Origin of the sequence: Halomonas sp. 3D7M, from assembly GCF_014897885.1 — a bacterium.
Classification (GTDB): domain Bacteria; phylum Pseudomonadota; class Gammaproteobacteria; order Pseudomonadales; family Halomonadaceae; genus Vreelandella.
The window spans coordinates 1-15,875 of sequence record NZ_JABUZF010000084.1 but is presented as its reverse complement, the minus strand read 5'-3'; the positions used below and the strand labels follow the sequence as shown (position 1 = coordinate 15,875).

Sequence of the window (15,875 nt, the reverse complement as noted above, 5' to 3'; positions counted from 1 at the left end):
ATATGGCAGCTTAGCCTGGGGCTGTTGCTGGCGCTGGCTTCACCCTGGGTGGCTATGGTGTTAGCCGGGAACCAGGAGGTGCAAAGTGAGCTCGCGTTGCTAATTCGCTTTTTGTTGCCAAGTTATGCTGCGCTGGGTGTGTGTATGCTGGTGGTGTCTGCAGGTAACGCGCTTGGCTGGCCACTTAGAGCAATGCTGCTTTCAAGCGCACGCTTGTTTACTTGCTATCTACCATGTTTATGGTTGGGTGCGCAGTTGTTTGGCTGGACAGGCTTAGCCGCTGGTGCGGCATTGGGTAACGTGTTGGCAGGTATGGTTGCTTGGATAGTGCTCAAGCGCATTTTATCCCGCCCGCATCGGCAGGCGGGATTCAGCAAGTAATGCCGTTTAGTGCTTCTTAGGGGCTTCCTGGAATGAGAAGTACATAAACAGTAATGCCATGCCCAAGTAACCCATGACAAATTCAGGCGCCGCGTTAAAGGCCAGTTTTGGGGCGTGCATCAGTCCTACAAATGAGAAGCCTGCGGCAATGGCGGCGAATGCGGCTGCACGCCGGAACTGATGGTCGATCACCGACACTGTCATTGCCCCTAGGAAGATGGCCATAAACATCGCACCTTGTCCCATGACAACAATGGCACTGGAAATATCGCTGACGACGTCACCAGCACCCCGGTTGAAGCGTGTCATCACGTAGTTGGCAAAGTAGGGCAGCATCGCCAGCGCAATGGCCGGATAATAGCGGGTATCGTTCGCTTGAAACGCAGTGGCTATCATCGACATGCCGACAAATACCAAGATAGGGGCCACTACTGAGACCGGAATAATGGCCGCTAAGGCAGCGATCAGGCCAAACATGGTGGCGAGGGCATAAACGGCACCGTTTAAAATGCTGTAGCCTCGTCCTGCGCCCATCCATTTCGCGCCCACCGTGGCGATATAAACAGTTGTCGGGAATACGCCGCCAAATAGAGCGCCGATCATCGTGCCTGCTCCATCCACTGCCTGGCACTCACGCACATCGTATTTGTCGCCAGCCGCTTCCATCGCTTCAACGTTATTCATGGTTTCAATAGCGTTATAGAGGGTGATGGGGAGCACGACGGTAAGTACCGCCAGCATGCCGCTAAACAGCAAGCCCAGCCCTTCATACCATGCCAAATTAGGCAGCAGGGGGTAGAACCCTAAATGGGTAAAAGCATCGCTAAAGCGTTCGCTGCCCGCATCGCCAATCAAATATGCCATCGCAGTACCGACCACAATGGCAAACAGCGATGTCGGTAGCTTAAACGGCATGCTGACGCGGGCCACAAGACCAACAATGATAATGCCGAGCACCAGCAGTCCAATGATAGGCATTTCCAAGGTCTTAAATAGCATCTCGCCGGCAATAAAGGTGAGTGCGACGCCAGCAACAGCGCCCAACATGGCGGCCCGTGGGAGGTGATACTGCACCCAGCGGCCAACGATGCTAATTAAGGCTTCTATTGCGCCACTAATAAAGCAGGCGGCCACGGCAACTTTCCAGGCTAACTCCGCGTCACCGGTTAACTGCTTGGCGGGGAGCAATACGCCGAATAGAAACACAAACATGACCGGTGTGGAGATGCCGTAGGAGAGCGCGGTGACATCACTGCGGTTTTCTTTTCGTGCGAGCCTAGCGGCACTCCATGCGTAATAAAAATTACCTGCCATGACTGCCACTGCGGCACCAGGCAACACCTGACCATACACAATGGATGTGGGGAACCCCATGCCCAGCATGGTAATTGCGATAATGACAAAGTTGGCAATATTGTTTTGAAACAGCGCGAAGAACGCGTCGGTGTCTTCTTTTTTGTACCACGGATAGTGAGTGCCGACAGCCGCCATGTTAGGCCTCTTAGTTATGGTGTGTTGTATACAAGGCTATGCTGAGTGTGCCGAAGATTTGACTGATCGGTCAAGCATTGCGTTGTAGCGGACGCCGCACGGGCGCCCCAGGCTCTGGCGGCAAGCGGGCAATTGTACATAACAATCGCTTGCCTGTTCAGTGGCTTATCTTCAATTCATCTACAAAAACGCCCAGGCAATTTGCCTGGGCGTTTTAGCTGTTGACACTAAGGTTAACAACTCACTGGCGTTATTCGTTAACGGCAGCGATGGCCTTAGCGAGGTAAGGTAAATTCTCGTGTGAGAATCCTGCAACGTTGGCACGGCCAGAGCGCACCATGTAAATACCGAACTCATCACGCAGGCGGTCTACTTGCTCCGGAGTTAAACCGGTGTAAGAGAACATGCCGCGCTGCTCTGCAACGCATGCATACTTTTCAGCAAGGCCGTAAGGCTTAAGGGCTTCAACGAAGTCGCGACGCAGCGTATTGATGCGATCACGCATTTCGGTCAGCTCTTCACGCCACATTGCAGACAGCTCAGCGTCGTGGAGAATTTCGCTAACAATCGCGCCGCCGTGGGCGGGAGGGTTAGAGTAATTCTCACGGGCCACAATGGCAGCCTGAGAGCGAACGTTCTCCATCTGCTCGGCGTCTTTTGCAATTAGGATCAAGCAGCCAGTGCGTTCGCAGTAAATGCCAAAGTTCTTTGAGCAGGAGCTGGTGATGATAACTTCATCAAGGTTTTCGGCCAGCAGACGAACACCATAGGCATCTTCGTCCAGGCCTTCCCCGAAACCTTGGTAAGCAAAGTCAACCAATGGCAGTAGTTTGCGCTCGCTCAGTACTGCCATTACTTCATGCCACTGATCTTTAGACAGGTCAAAGCCGGTCGGGTTGTGGCAGCAGGCGTGAAGCACCACAACGTCGCCTTCAGGAATCTTTTTCAGTGCCGCTAACATACCATCGAAATCAAGGCGGTTGTCAGCATCAACGTAGGGGTACTTGTGAAGCTCGATACCTGCAGCGGTGAAAATGCCGTGATGGTTTGGCCAAGTAGGATCGCTGACCCAGATTCCTTTTCCAGGAAGCTGGTGAGCAATAAAGTCAGCGGCTAAGCGTAGTGCACCTGTTCCACCAGGAGACTGGGTAGCGCTCGCGCGGTTGGCTTTCAATACGGAAGAATCTGCACCTAATACCATAGGCAGCACAGCATCACCGTAAGCAGGGGCACCGTGAGAGCCAATATAGGTCTTGGTGGTTTCATTCTTGAGCAGGCGAGCTTCTGCTTCCTTGACAGCGCGCATGACCGGCGTATTGCCTTGTGCATCGCGATATACGCCAACCCCTAAATCGACTTTCTGGGGATTGGTGTCTTTTTTGAAAGCTTCGATCAGCCCGAGAATGGCATCTCCTGGGACTCGCTCAATTTGCTCAAACATTTATTCGGCTACCTCGTCGGTTCTGGCGGCAAGAATGAAATCATTAAGATGCAGGCCCTTTATTGCATGAGACCACCATGTCACGGTGGTTTTACCCCACTCAGTAACAATGACAGGATGGTGCCCAGCCTGCTCTGCTATATCGCCAACGCGCTGGGTGAATGCCAGGGCATCGGCAAAGTTGCGAAACGTAAACTGTCTCGTCAGCTTCATGATGCCATCGTGGTCAACAATCTGCCACTCTGAAAGCGCTGCTAGATGGGGTTGGCATGCGCTATAAGTGAGCGGTATGGCATTACCACTGCAAGGTTCGCAGGTTTTCTGAGCTAGCGTTGTCATGGGTTGCCTCCTTTGGGTATTGCTCAAATCAGGATAGAAGGCATACGCAGTCGCGACCAACCTCTTTCGCGCTGTATAACGCTTGATCAGCGCGCTCTATTAAGTTGGCTAAAGGCTCACCGCACCGATACTCCGCTACACCAATGCTCACGGTTACTTGGCCGGCACCGATTCCAAAATCGTAGCTTGAGATGGCATGCCGGAGACGGTCAGCGAGTTTATGGCATTGTTGCAGCGGTGTAAGCGGCAACACGACCATAAACTCTTCACCGCCAAGTCTTGCCACCATATCTTCGCAGCGCAGGAGTTGCTGAGTTTGCACGGCAAGTTGTTCAAGTACGCTATCGCCCTGCAAGTGTCCCCAACGATCATTGAGCTGTTTAAAATGATCTATATCTACCATCATGATAGATAAAGGCGTCCCATGCCGCGTGCTTAATGAGGCTAGGTGCGTTAAGTGCACCATGAGTTTGCGACGGTTAGGCAATCCCGTTAAAGGGTCGGTGTCGCAGAGTTTTCTTAGTCGCTGCTCTTCAGCGACTTGATCAGTAATATCCATCATGATGCCGCTCCAGCGAACACCATTGGATGCCGGGGAGGGGTTAGCACTTACCGCAATCCAGTGCGGCTTTCCTTTAGGGAAGGGGAGGCGGAAGCGAGTCGTGAGCGGTAGCATCCAGCGTGCAGATCGCTCAATAGATGACATTATTTTGGGGTGATCGTGACCGGTTAGGTGTTCAATAAGTTGGCCAGCGTCATGCGCTAATTGTTGTCGGTCGATGTGTGCCAGCGCCTCGTCCCCGCCTTCCAGGTAGGGAAAGTGCATACGGCCGCAGTGTGATCGATAGAATTGAAAAATAACCCCAGGTATCTGGGATATCAGGCTATCAGTACTTTGCGGTACTGGGGCTGTATCATTCACGAGCATGCGTGAAGCTCCAAAGCATATGCCAAATAAAAGTTAATCGTAAAGGTTAGCCCTAAAAACGTAACTAATATGTAAGCCATTACTGACAATGCTTGCTTTTTTTAAAATCAATTGATCTATATATATTCTATAAAGGAATTTTGGTGTGACGTTCAGTGTCTTCCATAGAAACTTTGGCGCGACACAGGAAGGCCTATTGCTTTTTAATAGATTGGATCATTTTTTATTGTCGGGGTGTTTCTTTGAGCGAAGTAAAAGCAGCCACTATAAAGACAGGCCACTCGGCTAGCGCTCAAAAAGTTGGCGGTGGTTTGGTAAGTTTGGTCGGTGCTGGCCCAGGGGATCCAGAGCTATTGACGTTGAAAGCGTATAAGCGGCTTCAGGTAGCAGAAGTGGTGCTCTACGACCGCCTCGTTAGCGATGAAGTGCTAGCCCTGATTGGGCCTAAGGCTGAGCGGTTTTACGTTGGCAAGGCGAAGGCGTTGCACAGCGTCCCTCAAAATGAAATTAACCAGACATTGGTGGCTTGGGCCAGGCAAGGTAAGCAAGTTGTGCGTCTCAAGGGGGGAGATCCCTTCATTTTTGGCCGAGGTGGAGAAGAATTAGAAACGCTCATGGCTGAAAATGTGGTGGTAGAAGTCATCCCGGGTATTACAGCGGCATCCGGTTGTGCCGCTTATGCGGGCATTCCTCTGACACACCGAGACCATGCGCAGTCGGTTCGCTTAGTCACGGGCCACTTGCAACATGGAGAGAGCACGCTTGATTGGCAAGCGTTAGCTAGCCCTGGACAAACCTTGGTATTTTATATGGGGCTGAGCAACTTAGAGGCCATTTGCCAGGCTTTGATGGACCATGGTCTCGCATCCAGCACCCCTTTGGCGCTGATTGAACAGGGCACAACACAGCACCAATGTACGCATATTGGTTCTTTGCAACAGCTGCCTGAAGCATTTCACCAAGGTGAGATTACACCGCCTACGTTATTGATTATTGGTAGTGTTGTGTCGTTACACGCCACGCTTTCTTGGTTTGAGGTTGCCGCTGCGGATGCGATAGGCTTTAAGGAAAGTAACCACTAGGCTAACCAACAAGCGGCTAACCGTATGGGCCGTTAGTCATATACGTTGTTCGCTGGCTAGATGTTGCTAGATGTGTATGCTAGTAAAAGAATGTCAGGTGCTAAATGTCTATCAACGCTGCTGATATCGGTAGCCTAATAAAGAAGAGAGGGACGCAGTATGCCAGAAGCAAACCACTCGGATAATCAAGCGCCAGCGAGTAAGCCAGACATGAAAACGCTGTTTAAAGACAACCGTGTCAAAGGTATTGCTGGTATTGCCGCCATTGCTGTTATTTGGGCAATTATGGCGCAATCGAACTCGGGCACACGGCAAGAGCGTGTCGAAACGTTAGAGGGCCAGTTAGCCAGCGTCGAGCAAGATAATAACCAGCTTAGCCAGCGAATTGCGGAAGTTGAGCAAGCTGAGACCGATTTAAGTGCAATGCGTGAGGAAATGGCATCGCTGGAAGAACAGCAGGCTCAGGCACAAAGCGATCTAGAGTCCGCTCAGGGTGAGACAAATGCGGTGCAATCGCGTCTTGAAGAACTAGTCGCCGAGCGTGATGCACTTCAGCAAGAAGTCGATGCGTTAAGCGAGCAAGTAGAGAGCGCTGAAGCTGACCTGCAATCACTAAAAGAAGAACGTGATCAAGTGGTAAGCGCGCGAGACCAAGCTGAGTCTGCTCGCCAGGAAGCTGAAGAAGCTCGTCAAAGTGCCGAAGAGTCCCGCCAAGAAGCGGAGTCGGCACGTCAGCAAGCTGAACAAGAGCGTCAGGAGGCCGTTGACGAGCTTCGTGCCGCTCAAGAGGAACTGTCGGGTTTAGAAACCCAGATTAGTGAAGCTAGCGAACAGCTGTCCGGTACTGAGGAAGAGGTGTCAGCCGTTCAAAGTGAATTAGATAATTTGCAAAGCGAGCGTGACTCGCTCACCAGTGAGCGGGATGAGTTGCAAAGCGAGGTTGATTCGTTAGCTCAACTGCGTGAAGAAGAGCAACAGAGCCTCGACCAAGTGCGCAGCGAGATGGATGATCTCATGGTCGCGCTGGATATTGGTCGTGAAGAAGTAGCCAATGTTGAAAGTGATATTGAAGCCCGTGAAGGTCAGCTTGCACGCCTGGAAACCCAGCTTAGTGACTGGCGTGACGAGCTTTCTTCGTTGGAGGGTCGCTTACATGTAAACGATGCGGCGAATGACGAAGTGCCTTCTTTGACAGATGAAGAGAGTGACAGCGCTGATTCGAATGGTTCTGAGCAAGCTGAAGAAGCAAGTTCTGAAGAGCAGGGCCAACAAAACAGTAACTGATCTATACACTTGATCGTGCGCTGATTGCTAGCGTAATAAAGCGGATGTAGGCAGCCCCTGCATCCGCTTTTTGCATGTTGGTTTAGAAATGGGCCGCCTAGGAGTATCATTCAAACCACGGATAGATTAGTCGCAATAGACAGGAGTGCCATTGATGGACGGTGTAAAACATATAGTAGCAGTGGCATCGGGGAAAGGTGGAGTCGGCAAATCGACCGTTACTGTGAACTTGGCACTAGCGCTTTCTGCCCAGGGGTATCGTGTTGGCGTACTGGATGCTGATATTTACGGCCCTAGCCAAGCGCAAATGCTGGGTGTTAAAGAAGGCGTGCGGCCTCAGGCGACGGAGGACAATAAGTTTCTGCCGCTAGAAGCGCACGGCCTTCAAGCGATGTCGATGGCCTTTATGGTTAACACCCGTGAGGCGATGGTCTGGCGTGGCCCGATGGTCGTTGGTGCGTTTCAGCAAATGCTGACACAAACCCAATGGGATAATCTGGATTTCCTGCTGATTGATATGCCGCCAGGTACCGGCGATATCCAGCTGACGCTGGCGCAAAAAGTGCCTGTTTCAGGCGCCGTGATTGTCACCACGCCTCAGGATATTGCGCTCCTTGATGCCCGCAAAGGCATTGAGATGTTCCGTAAGGTCAATGTGCCAGTGCTTGGCGTGGTAGAGAACATGAGTCTTTATCATTGTGAAAATTGCGGCCACGAAGCGGCTATTTTTGGTACCGGTGGCGGCGATCGCATCGCGGAAGAGTATGATACGACAGTTCTTGGGCGGTTGCCGTTAACGCTCTCTATTCGTGAGCTAGCTGACTCTGGTCGCCCCAGCGTGATTTCTGAACCCGATAGCTCAGTGAGTCGCACGTTTGCAGATATTGCCAAACAAGTGGCGCAATCGGTAAATGCCAGCCATAGCGGCGGCCCCACTATTTCTTTTAGCGAGTGATGACGTAACAAATGAGTATTAAATCTGATAAGTGGATTCGCCGCATGGCACAAAGCGATGCCATGATTGAACCGTTTGAAGCTGAGCAGGTGCGCTATGTGAATGATCAGCGCGTTATTTCTTATGGCACGTCGAGCTACGGTTACGACGTTCGCTGTGCCGATGAATTTAAAGTGTTTACCAACATACATTCGGCTATTGTCGATCCCAAAGCGTTTGATGACAAAAGCTTTGTCGATGTTAAGGGTGATGTGTGTATTATCCCGCCGAATTCCTTCGCATTAGCACGCACGGTTGAGTATTTTCGTATTCCGCGCAGTGTGCTGACGATTTGCCTTGGAAAATCCACTTACGCGCGCTGTGGCATTATTGTCAACGTAACGCCGCTTGAGCCAGAGTGGGAAGGGCATGTGACGCTTGAATTTTCAAATACTACCAACCTGCCTGCCAAGATTTATGCCCATGAAGGGGTAGCTCAGATGCTGTTCCTTGAGTCGGATGAGATGTGTGAAACATCTTATAAAGATCGCGGTGGTAAATATATGGGACAACGAGGCGTTACGCTGCCTCGCACCTAATATCCGCAAGCTAAACGAAAAACGCCTTACGCGCTAATAGCGGTAAGGCGTTTTTTATGGTCAGAGCAGTGACGTCTAGGTGTTTTCGTCAAACTCTTCGTCTAGCTCTTCTGCAGCATCTGTGTGGGAGAGCCGCATACCATGGGGGGGCAGGGGGTGGCCATCCATGGTGGCGTTTCCAGCGCTATATTGCAGGCGGCCTTGCAGAAACCACTGAACGGCAATTGGGAAGATTAGGTGTTCACGAGCGTGCACCTTCTCCTTAAGCGTCTCAACGGTATCTTCATTTGTAACGTTCAGTTCTGCTTGCAGCACAACGGGCCCACCATCTAGCTCTTCAGTGACAAAATGCACGCTACAGCCATGCTGTTTGACACCGTCTGCCAGCGCTCGAGCATGGGTATTTAACCCTTGATAGGCGGGCAGTAGTGAAGGGTGGATATTGAGCATTTTGCCTAAAAAACGCTGCACAAAGCGGGGCGTCAGAATGCGCATAAAGCCTGCAAAAACAATCAAGTCAGGCTCATGACGTTCGATGACTTTGATTAGCGCTCCGTCGTAAGCATCGCGGCTGTCATACTCGCGATGAGGTAGCGCAACGGCTTCAATACCCGCTTCTAGGGCGCGCTTCAAGCCATGGGCATCCGGCTCATTGGAAATAACAGCGACGATTTCCCCGCCAAGCCGATCATGGCTTTGCGCGTCAATCAGCGCCTGTAAATTACTGCCACTGCCAGAAATTAGCACCACAATACGTCGCGCCGCTGTTGGTTCTGGCGCCATGTCGTTTATGGTGTCGTTGAACGTGCCACTATTAAAGTCGGTACTGCTCATGCGCGAAGGTTCTCCAAAACGACGGCTTCCTCCTGGCGCTGAATAATCTGACCAATGCGATATACGGTCTCGCCTTGAGCTTGCAGATGCGCCATAGCGTCTTCAGCTTGGGCCTGGGGCACTACAACCACCATGCCGATGCCGCAGTTCAGTACGCGGTGCATTTCCGTTTCAATGACATTGCCTTGGGCTTGTAACCAGTTAAATACTTCTGGGCGCTGCCAGGTAGAAAGATCAACGTGGGCTGCGAGGGTATCGGGCAGAACGCGGGGAATGTTTTCCAGTAAACCACCACCCGTAATATGGGAGAGCGCGTGAACGGGAATATCTGTGCCGCGCATCATCGACAGCAACGACTTCACATAAATACGCGTCGGCGCCATTAACGCGTCGCCAAGCGGCTGCCCATCCACAGTATCATTGAGTGAAGCGTTGCTAACTTCCAAAATTTTGCGAATCAATGAATAGCCATTGGAGTGCGGGCCAGAAGAGGCCAATCCCAGCAGTACATCGCCTTCGGCTACCTTGCTGCCGTCTAAAATATCGGCCTTTTCAACAACGCCAACGCAGAAGCCTGCCAAATCGTAGTCATTGCCCTCGTACATACCGGGCATTTCGGCAGTTTCGCCGCCTACTAGTGCGCAACCAGCTAGTTCGCAACCAGCGCCAATGCCGGTCACGACATCTGCAGCGATATCCACATCCAGCTTACCCGTGGCATAGTAGTCAAGGAATAGCAGCGGTTCAGCACCAGCAACGATCAAATCGTTGACACACATAGCGACCAAGTCAATGCCAATGGTGTCATGCTTACCAAGGTCCATGGCAAGACGCAGCTTAGTGCCGACACCATCCGTGCCGGAGACCAGGACTGGCTGTTTATAACCAGCGGGAAGCTCACACAGTGCGCCAAACCCGCCAAGGCCACCCAGGACTTCAGGGCGTGTCGTGCGTTTGGCAACGTGTTTGATGCGATCAACTAGCGCGTTGCCGGCATCAATATCGACACCTGCGTCTTTATAGCTGAGTGAGGGAGTGGCCTGAGAAGTGGAGGTATCGGTCATGACAGATCCTGTGAAGCCTATAGCAATACGGGTAGTGCTGGCGAAATGGCCAGTGCTGGGGCGATAACGGAACGGATTGTAACACCCAGAGACGTAAGTCGCATCGATGTGCGGCGTTAACCGATGTTCAATACGCTACTTTTGTTACTATTCAGTACGCTAAGGGCGCTAACCATCTTTCCAGGAGGGATATAAAGAGCATGCGACATTCATGGTGGGGCGTTGTTTTTTTGGTGGTATTGGTGGGCTGCCTCTACTTATTAGATGCGGTACTGATGCCATTTATTGCGGGTTTAATTTTGGCCTATTTGGCTGACCCGCTTGCTAATTATTTCCAGCGGTTAGGCATGAAGCGGCCCTGGGCAGTTAGTAGCGTCTTTTTTGTCCTGTTACTGATCCTTATTTTAAGCCTGCTTATTTTGATCCCGTTGGTTGTGCAGCAGACAAAACAGCTGGGAGAGGCGTTGCCGAGTGTCTTCAACTGGATCGAGAACATATTAGCGCCACAAGTTCAGGAGTGGACGGGGTACGATTTAGGTGCTGAGCTAACAAACGTTAGAGAAACTTTGATCAAGAACTGGCGTGATGCAGGTAGCTATGCAGCTCAGGCGTTAAGTCAAATAGGCCGTTCTGGGATGGCTTTCGTTTCCTGGGTTACCTACGTCGCCCTGATTCCTGTCGTAACGTTCTATTTACTACTTGATTGGAGCCGGTTGATTTCTAGTCTTGCTGATTTGGTTCCTCGTCAATGGACAAGCGATGTTTCCCGCTTGGCTCAGCGCTGCGATGAAGTTCTATCAGCGTTTCTACGTGGGCAGTTACTGGTCATGCTGTGTTTAGGCATTATATATGCGGCAGGCCTAACATTGATGGGGCTGAACTTCGGCCTGCTGATTGGTGTTGTGTCCGGGCTTGTCAGTATTGTGCCGTTCCTTGGCTTTATTGTGGGATTAGTGGTGGCGCTTATCGTGGCGCTTTTCCAATTTGATACATGGTGGGCTGTGCTGGGCGTGATCGCGGTATTCGGTATCGGTCAGGCGGCAGAAAGTGTCATACTTCAGCCTAAGCTGTTAGGCGATAAGATAGGTTTGCATCCTGTTGCGGTTATCTTTGCGGTACTGGCGGGTGGTCATCTTTTCGGTCTGACGGGCGTACTCTTAGCATTGCCTGCCGCAGCGGTCATTATGGTGCTTTTAAGGGAAATTAAAGATCGCTATAAAGGCAGTGCTCTCTATGATGCCGAGCAACGTCCCCTAGAACAGCAACATTACAATGATGGACTGGGTCGTCACGACGAAAGGGAGTCACCATGAGCCGATTACCGGCACAGCTACCGCTTGGGGTAGGGTTGCGAGACGACGCGACATTTAATAATTACTATGCCTCACAAGCAAACGCTTCATTAATGGAGTACCTGAGCCGGCAGCTTAAGTTTGATGCTGAGCCGTTTTTATATTTATGGGGCGCGCCGGGCAGCGGCCGTAGCCATCTTTTACAGGCGGCGTGTCATGCCGCCTCGGATGCAGATAAGCGGGCACTTTATCTTCCATTGGCAGACCTTGGTCATTTCCCACCGCTGATGCTGGAGGATATCGAGCGTCTGGATCTCGTCGCCATTGATGATCTTGAATATGTGATCGGGCGTAAGCGTTGGGAAGAAGCTCTTTTTCACGCCTTTAATCGGCTGCGTGATGCGGGAAAAGCCTTAGTGATTGCCGCCAATACGTCCCCACGCCAACTAGACGTTGCATTGCCGGACTTGGCATCACGGCTAACCTGGGGAGTTACGTTTCACCTGCATCCGTTGGATGATAACGAACGCCTAGCAGCGTTAAAGCTTCGCGCCAACGTACGTGGAATGCAGTTACCTGATGACGTAGGGCGCTACATTATGCACCGCGGACCGAGGGAGTTGGGGGATTTGTGCCATGCACTGGAAACGCTTGATCAAGCATCGTTATCCGCTAAACGGAAACTGACTATTCCTTTCGTCAAGTCTGCCCTTAATTGGTAAAGCGCAATTGCTAAAACGCCCCTGCCAGATCACTGGCAGGGGCGTTTTAATGACAGCAAGTCAATAACTAACAGATTAAGCAGTTTTGCTCATTTTGCTAGCAGCAGCTTGCGCTTGCTTAACATTATCTTCTGTCAGTTTTTGGCCTTTCTGCAAGAAGTCTTGCTGAAGAGCAACAACTTTATCTGCATCGCCTTTTACACGCTCAGCGAGTTCTTTAGCCACTTTCTGCTGGCCTTCCATGTAGCTACGCAGGCCGTTGGCGTCTTTCACGCTCATCAGCTGACGCATTTGGGTGATGCCAGTATCTACGTAAGATTTGTTGGCATCAAACTGTGCGTTAAGCATTTTTTCAGAGTAATCGATGCTTAGCGTCATGTATGCACGCACAGGTGCCATGAACATGTTGTCGAACTGCTGAGTCATTTCGTTGGTGTTAAATGTTTGCATGGTAAACACTCCTGTTCCATTGCTCACTAATCGGCCCATTGATTGGCGGTGCCGTTAGTGTTGGTTGATCAGCAACGGTTTTGTTAAGCGTCCACCGCGGCTGATATCTAGTTATCTTGCGTTGCAGCATAACAGGGCTTTTTGTGCGGTGCAACATTATGGTGAAGTGAATTTAAGGATCGTGTGAGTGTAGCTGTGTGAGTCGGTGATACGCACGGATTTACCTAACGCGCCGGTAGGACTAGGCTTAAGCGTATAGATAACCGTTATCACTAAAATAATCGTTGGGAAACGTGATGTTAGTGATGTGAGCGGCGTTGGCTAAGGCGTTTTTTAAAAGGAGTGCCAGGATGGATACACGTATTGAACGGGATAGCATGGGTGAGCTCGATGTACCTGCAAATGCGCTTTATGGCGCTCAAACCCAACGGGCTATCAACAACTTCCCTGTCTCGCATACCCCCATGCCCACAGCATTTATTCACGCTGTCGCGCGAATAAAGCTCGCTGCTGCGCGAAGTAACTGTCAGTTGGGGTTGTTAGATAAACCCCGCGCAGAGGCGATTGAGAGTGCGGCTCGGGCAGTGATTAGTGGCCAGCATGATGCGCATTTTCCTATCGATGTTTTCCAGACAGGCTCTGGTACGTCGACCAATATGAACGTCAATGAAGTGCTAGCGACGCTTGCCAGTCGTGAAGGGGTCGAAGTAACGCCAAATGATCACGTTAATATGGGGCAGTCGAGTAACGACGTTATCCCAACGGCCATTCACCTCTCGGCAGCGATAGCCGTTAATGAAGCGCTTCGTCCCGCATTGGTGACGCTGCAGGCCACGATTGATCGTAGGGCGAGTGAGCTGGCCCATATTGTTAAAACAGGTCGTACCCATTTGATGGATGCCATGCCGCTGCGTATGGATCAAGAGCTAGGAGCGTGGTCGAGCCAAGTGGGGCAGGCCATCGAGCGTTTTGATAGCGCCATGACAAGGCTATGTCGATTAGCGCAAGGCGGCACGGCGGTGGGCACCGGTATTAACGCGCCTGAGGGGTTTGCCGAGCTAATGGCTAGCGATTTAAGTCAGCAAACAGGCCTACCTTTTGTGCCTAATGATAGCTTTTTTGCCAGTTTGGCATCCCAGGATGCTGCCGTAGAGTTATCGGGGCAGTTGAAAGGGTTGGCCTGTGTGGTTATGAAGATCGCTAACGATTTGCGCTGGATGAATTCGGGGCCGTTGGCGGGGTTGGGCGAGATTGAGCTTGAGGCACTACAGCCTGGTAGTTCCATTATGCCGGGTAAGGTAAACCCTGTGATTCCTGAGTCGGCCGCCCAAGCGGCAGCGCAAGTCATCGGCTTGGATGCCGCGGTAACGGTGGCGGGTCAGAGTGGAAATTTCCAGCTCAACGTGATGCTGCCGCTAGTGGCTTCGAATCTTCTCACATCGATTACATTGATGAGTAACACCGCCACCTTGTTGGGTGAGCGTGCTATCGCCACATTCAAAGTGCGTGACGATAATTTACAGGGGCCGCTCGCACGGAATCCTATTTTAGTCACGGCCCTTAATAGCGTGATTGGCTATAACGCCGCCGCCGCAGTGGCTAAAAAAGCCTATCAAGCTGGGCGCCCAATCATCGACGTTGCGGAGGAAGAGACCGATCTAGATCGCTCAACGCTCGAGCGTTTGCTAGACCCTGCGGTACTAACGCAAGGAGGCATCCCTGAGTAGCCTCTATTGAGATATTCAGAGGGAAGACGGTTAGGTTTCTTGCTTTTCCGTTTTGCCCTTTTGAATGGTTTCGTTCGCCTCTTGACGCTCTTCTGCACTGGCATCGGGCGTTTCGTGTTCATCTTGACGCGAAGGCCGATAGCAAAAAGTGGCCAATATAGGGAAGTGATCAGACCCGAACGCCCCAAGTCGTTGCATGTTGACGAGGGTGAAATGCTCGCTGACAAACGCGTGGTCGAGAGGCCAGCGCAATAGGGGGTAATTAGCGTGAAAGGTGCTGTACAAGCCGCGACCACGGCGCGGGTCCAACATACCCCCTATGCGACAAAAACGGCGTGTTGTACGTGACCAGGCAACATCATTCAGGTCGCCGGCAACGATAGTAGCCTTTGGGTGTCGATGTATCTCTTTGCCAATCCACAACAGCTCTGCGTCACGCCATAAAGATTTTTCGCTTTCATTGGGTGCTGGTGGTCTTGGGTGAACGGCAAATAAGCGAATATGCTGGCCGCTTTTAAGCTCTACCTGGGTGTGAATCGAAGGTATGTCATCCTGGATAAGCCACTTAATCTCGGTGTTCTTCAGGGCCAGACGAGAATAGAGGTGCATACCATAAAGGTTATCTAGGGGGATCTTAACGCTATAAGGCCACAGCGCATCTAATGCTGGGTCAAGTTGTTCTTGCCACCATTGGTCGGACTCTAACGTCAGAATCATGTCGGGCTGGTGGTGGGTTATCATCGCCAGTAACTCTTTTGACTGGCGGTTTGGTGTCAGTACATTGGCGATTAGCAGCGTAATCATCTGGTCTTTAGGGGCATTATGGGCGTCTTTTACCTGCACAGGCCAGAGCGTTGTCCATGGCAAAATGTAGCGCAGCTGAAGCGCTAGCGTGGCGAGTGAGGCCAGTGTCGCGGTAACCCGCCACGGCCCTGGGTCTAATAACCACAGGCTAGCTAAGCCACACGCTAAAGCCAGTACGGCAATTTGCAGTCGAGGAAATTCAAAACTGCGCACCCACCACCAGCGCATAGGCACGCGGGCAATCAGTGTGGCGAGTAACAATGAGATGGCGATGCATCCTAGCAAAGGCCCAAGCAAGATTTGCCTCCTGGTTTAACCGTGAATAGTGGTTAAGCTACGTTTAGCTTAGCGGTAACCGTAGATAAGTGTCGATAAGACATTAAAATTGAGGGGGGGTAGTTCATTTACGTCATTTCAAAGTGCTAAAAACTACTTGCAATTCAGCTATGAAGCCGTAGAATACGCATCCGTTGCACAGCAGGACCATAGCTCAGTTGGTTAGA

General features: G+C 51.4%; 15 protein-coding genes and 1 pseudogene. 8 read left to right on the top strand and 8 right to left on the bottom strand.

Annotated elements, in window-relative coordinates; genetic code table 11:
• A pseudogene (locus INT22_RS03235) lies at positions 1–381 on the top strand (MATE family efflux transporter); the annotation flags it as partial.
• Between the two features lie 6 nt (positions 382–387).
• Here INT22_RS03235 and INT22_RS03230 read toward each other — a convergent pair.
• The 4 genes from INT22_RS03230 to INT22_RS03215 form a co-directional block, all read right to left on the bottom strand.
• Positions 388–1,872, bottom strand: coding sequence for a uracil permease (locus INT22_RS03230; protein WP_089038175.1), 1,485 nt, complete (start codon positions 1,870–1,872; stop codon positions 388–390).
• 250 nt (positions 1,873–2,122) lie between these two features.
• Positions 2,123–3,313, bottom strand: coding sequence for an amino acid aminotransferase (locus INT22_RS03225; protein ID WP_089038176.1), 1,191 nt, complete (start codon positions 3,311–3,313; stop codon positions 2,123–2,125).
• Positions 3,314–3,652, bottom strand: a complete 339-nt coding sequence (locus INT22_RS03220; protein WP_089038177.1) for a 4a-hydroxytetrahydrobiopterin dehydratase — start codon at positions 3,650–3,652, stop codon at positions 3,314–3,316.
• 28 nt (positions 3,653–3,680) lie between these two features.
• Positions 3,681–4,580, bottom strand: coding sequence for a GGDEF domain-containing protein (locus tag INT22_RS03215; protein WP_193067683.1), 900 nt, complete (start codon positions 4,578–4,580; stop codon positions 3,681–3,683).
• 311 nt (positions 4,581–4,891) lie between these two features.
• Between INT22_RS03215 and cobA the strand changes: the two genes are divergently transcribed.
• From cobA to dcd, 4 genes are all read left to right on the top strand, one after another.
• Positions 4,892–5,662: a uroporphyrinogen-III C-methyltransferase gene (gene cobA, locus INT22_RS03210; RefSeq protein WP_089040862.1), complete on the top strand. Its 771-nt coding sequence runs from the start codon at positions 4,892–4,894 to the stop codon at positions 5,660–5,662.
• Between the two features lie 159 nt (positions 5,663–5,821).
• Positions 5,822–6,946: a kinesin gene (locus tag INT22_RS03205; protein WP_193067682.1), complete on the top strand. Its 1,125-nt coding sequence runs from the start codon at positions 5,822–5,824 to the stop codon at positions 6,944–6,946.
• Between the two features lie 154 nt (positions 6,947–7,100).
• Positions 7,101–7,901, top strand: a complete 801-nt coding sequence (apbC, locus tag INT22_RS03200) for an iron-sulfur cluster carrier protein ApbC (RefSeq protein WP_051626459.1) — start codon at positions 7,101–7,103, stop codon at positions 7,899–7,901.
• Positions 7,902–7,912: 11 nt separating this feature from the next.
• Positions 7,913–8,479 carry a dCTP deaminase gene (gene dcd / locus INT22_RS03195; RefSeq protein WP_038483741.1) on the top strand — a complete coding sequence of 189 codons (567 nt, stop codon included), beginning with the start codon at positions 7,913–7,915 and terminating at the stop codon, positions 8,477–8,479.
• A gap of 75 nt (positions 8,480–8,554) precedes the next feature.
• Here dcd and purN read toward each other — a convergent pair whose 3' ends face one another.
• Both purN and purM read right to left on the bottom strand, forming a co-directional pair.
• Positions 8,555–9,313 (bottom strand): phosphoribosylglycinamide formyltransferase, encoded by a 759-nt coding sequence (gene purN / locus INT22_RS03190; RefSeq protein ID WP_193067681.1) that lies wholly within the window; start codon positions 9,311–9,313, stop codon positions 8,555–8,557.
• Complete coding sequence (gene purM / locus INT22_RS03185; RefSeq protein WP_193067680.1) at positions 9,310–10,377, bottom strand: phosphoribosylformylglycinamidine cyclo-ligase; 1,068 nt, start codon at positions 10,375–10,377, stop codon at positions 9,310–9,312. The genes purN and purM overlap by 4 nt, the downstream gene beginning before the upstream one ends.
• Positions 10,378–10,577: 200 nt before the next feature.
• Between purM and INT22_RS03180 the strand changes: the two genes are divergently transcribed.
• Both INT22_RS03180 and hda read left to right on the top strand, forming a co-directional pair.
• Positions 10,578–11,690 carry an AI-2E family transporter gene (locus INT22_RS03180; protein ID WP_193067679.1) on the top strand — a complete coding sequence of 371 codons (1,113 nt, stop codon included), beginning with the start codon at positions 10,578–10,580 and terminating at the stop codon, positions 11,688–11,690.
• A complete protein-coding gene (gene hda, locus INT22_RS03175) occupies positions 11,687–12,391 on the top strand; it encodes a DnaA regulatory inactivator Hda (RefSeq protein WP_193067678.1) in 705 nt (234 codons plus the stop codon). Before INT22_RS03180 ends, hda begins: the two co-directional genes overlap by 4 nt.
• A gap of 75 nt (positions 12,392–12,466) precedes the next feature.
• Here the strand turns inward: hda and INT22_RS03170 are convergent, their stop codons facing one another.
• Positions 12,467–12,841 carry a phasin family protein gene (locus INT22_RS03170; protein WP_089038183.1) on the bottom strand — a complete coding sequence of 125 codons (375 nt, stop codon included), beginning with the start codon at positions 12,839–12,841 and terminating at the stop codon, positions 12,467–12,469.
• A 350-nt stretch (positions 12,842–13,191) separates the two neighbouring features.
• Here INT22_RS03170 and INT22_RS03165 point away from each other — a divergent pair, with 350 nt between their 5' ends.
• The gene (locus INT22_RS03165; RefSeq protein ID WP_193060568.1) at positions 13,192–14,568 is read left to right on the top strand and encodes a class II fumarate hydratase; all 1,377 of its coding nucleotides are present in this window, start codon (positions 13,192–13,194) and stop codon (positions 14,566–14,568) included.
• Between the two features lie 30 nt (positions 14,569–14,598).
• Here INT22_RS03165 and INT22_RS03160 read toward each other — a convergent pair whose 3' ends face one another.
• Positions 14,599–15,669, bottom strand: a complete 1,071-nt coding sequence (locus INT22_RS03160) for an endonuclease/exonuclease/phosphatase family protein (protein ID WP_193067677.1) — start codon at positions 15,667–15,669, stop codon at positions 14,599–14,601.
• Positions 15,670–15,875: the final 206 nt, after the last annotated feature.

Coding starts and splice junctions, on each gene's coding strand:
- INT22_RS03180 (WP_193067679.1), top strand. CDS start 10,578: ATGCGACATTCATGGTGGGGCGTTGTTTTTTTGGTGGTATTGGTGGGC.
- purN (WP_193067681.1), bottom strand. CDS start 9,313: ATGAGCAGTACCGACTTTAATAGTGGCACGTTCAACGACACCATAAAC.
- INT22_RS03170 (WP_089038183.1), bottom strand. CDS start 12,841: ATGCAAACATTTAACACCAACGAAATGACTCAGCAGTTCGACAACATG.
- purM (WP_193067680.1), bottom strand. CDS start 10,377: ATGACCGATACCTCCACTTCTCAGGCCACTCCCTCACTCAGCTATAAA.
- INT22_RS03165 (WP_193060568.1), top strand. CDS start 13,192: ATGGATACACGTATTGAACGGGATAGCATGGGTGAGCTCGATGTACCT.
- INT22_RS03220 (WP_089038177.1), bottom strand. CDS start 3,652: ATGACAACGCTAGCTCAGAAAACCTGCGAACCTTGCAGTGGTAATGCC.
- INT22_RS03215 (WP_193067683.1), bottom strand. CDS start 4,580: ATGCTCGTGAATGATACAGCCCCAGTACCGCAAAGTACTGATAGCCTG.
- INT22_RS03230 (WP_089038175.1), bottom strand. CDS start 1,872: ATGGCGGCTGTCGGCACTCACTATCCGTGGTACAAAAAAGAAGACACC.
- dcd (WP_038483741.1), top strand. CDS start 7,913: ATGAGTATTAAATCTGATAAGTGGATTCGCCGCATGGCACAAAGCGAT.
- INT22_RS03205 (WP_193067682.1), top strand. CDS start 5,822: ATGCCAGAAGCAAACCACTCGGATAATCAAGCGCCAGCGAGTAAGCCA.
- apbC (WP_051626459.1), top strand. CDS start 7,101: ATGGACGGTGTAAAACATATAGTAGCAGTGGCATCGGGGAAAGGTGGA.
- INT22_RS03225 (WP_089038176.1), bottom strand. CDS start 3,313: ATGTTTGAGCAAATTGAGCGAGTCCCAGGAGATGCCATTCTCGGGCTG.
- hda (WP_193067678.1), top strand. CDS start 11,687: ATGAGCCGATTACCGGCACAGCTACCGCTTGGGGTAGGGTTGCGAGAC.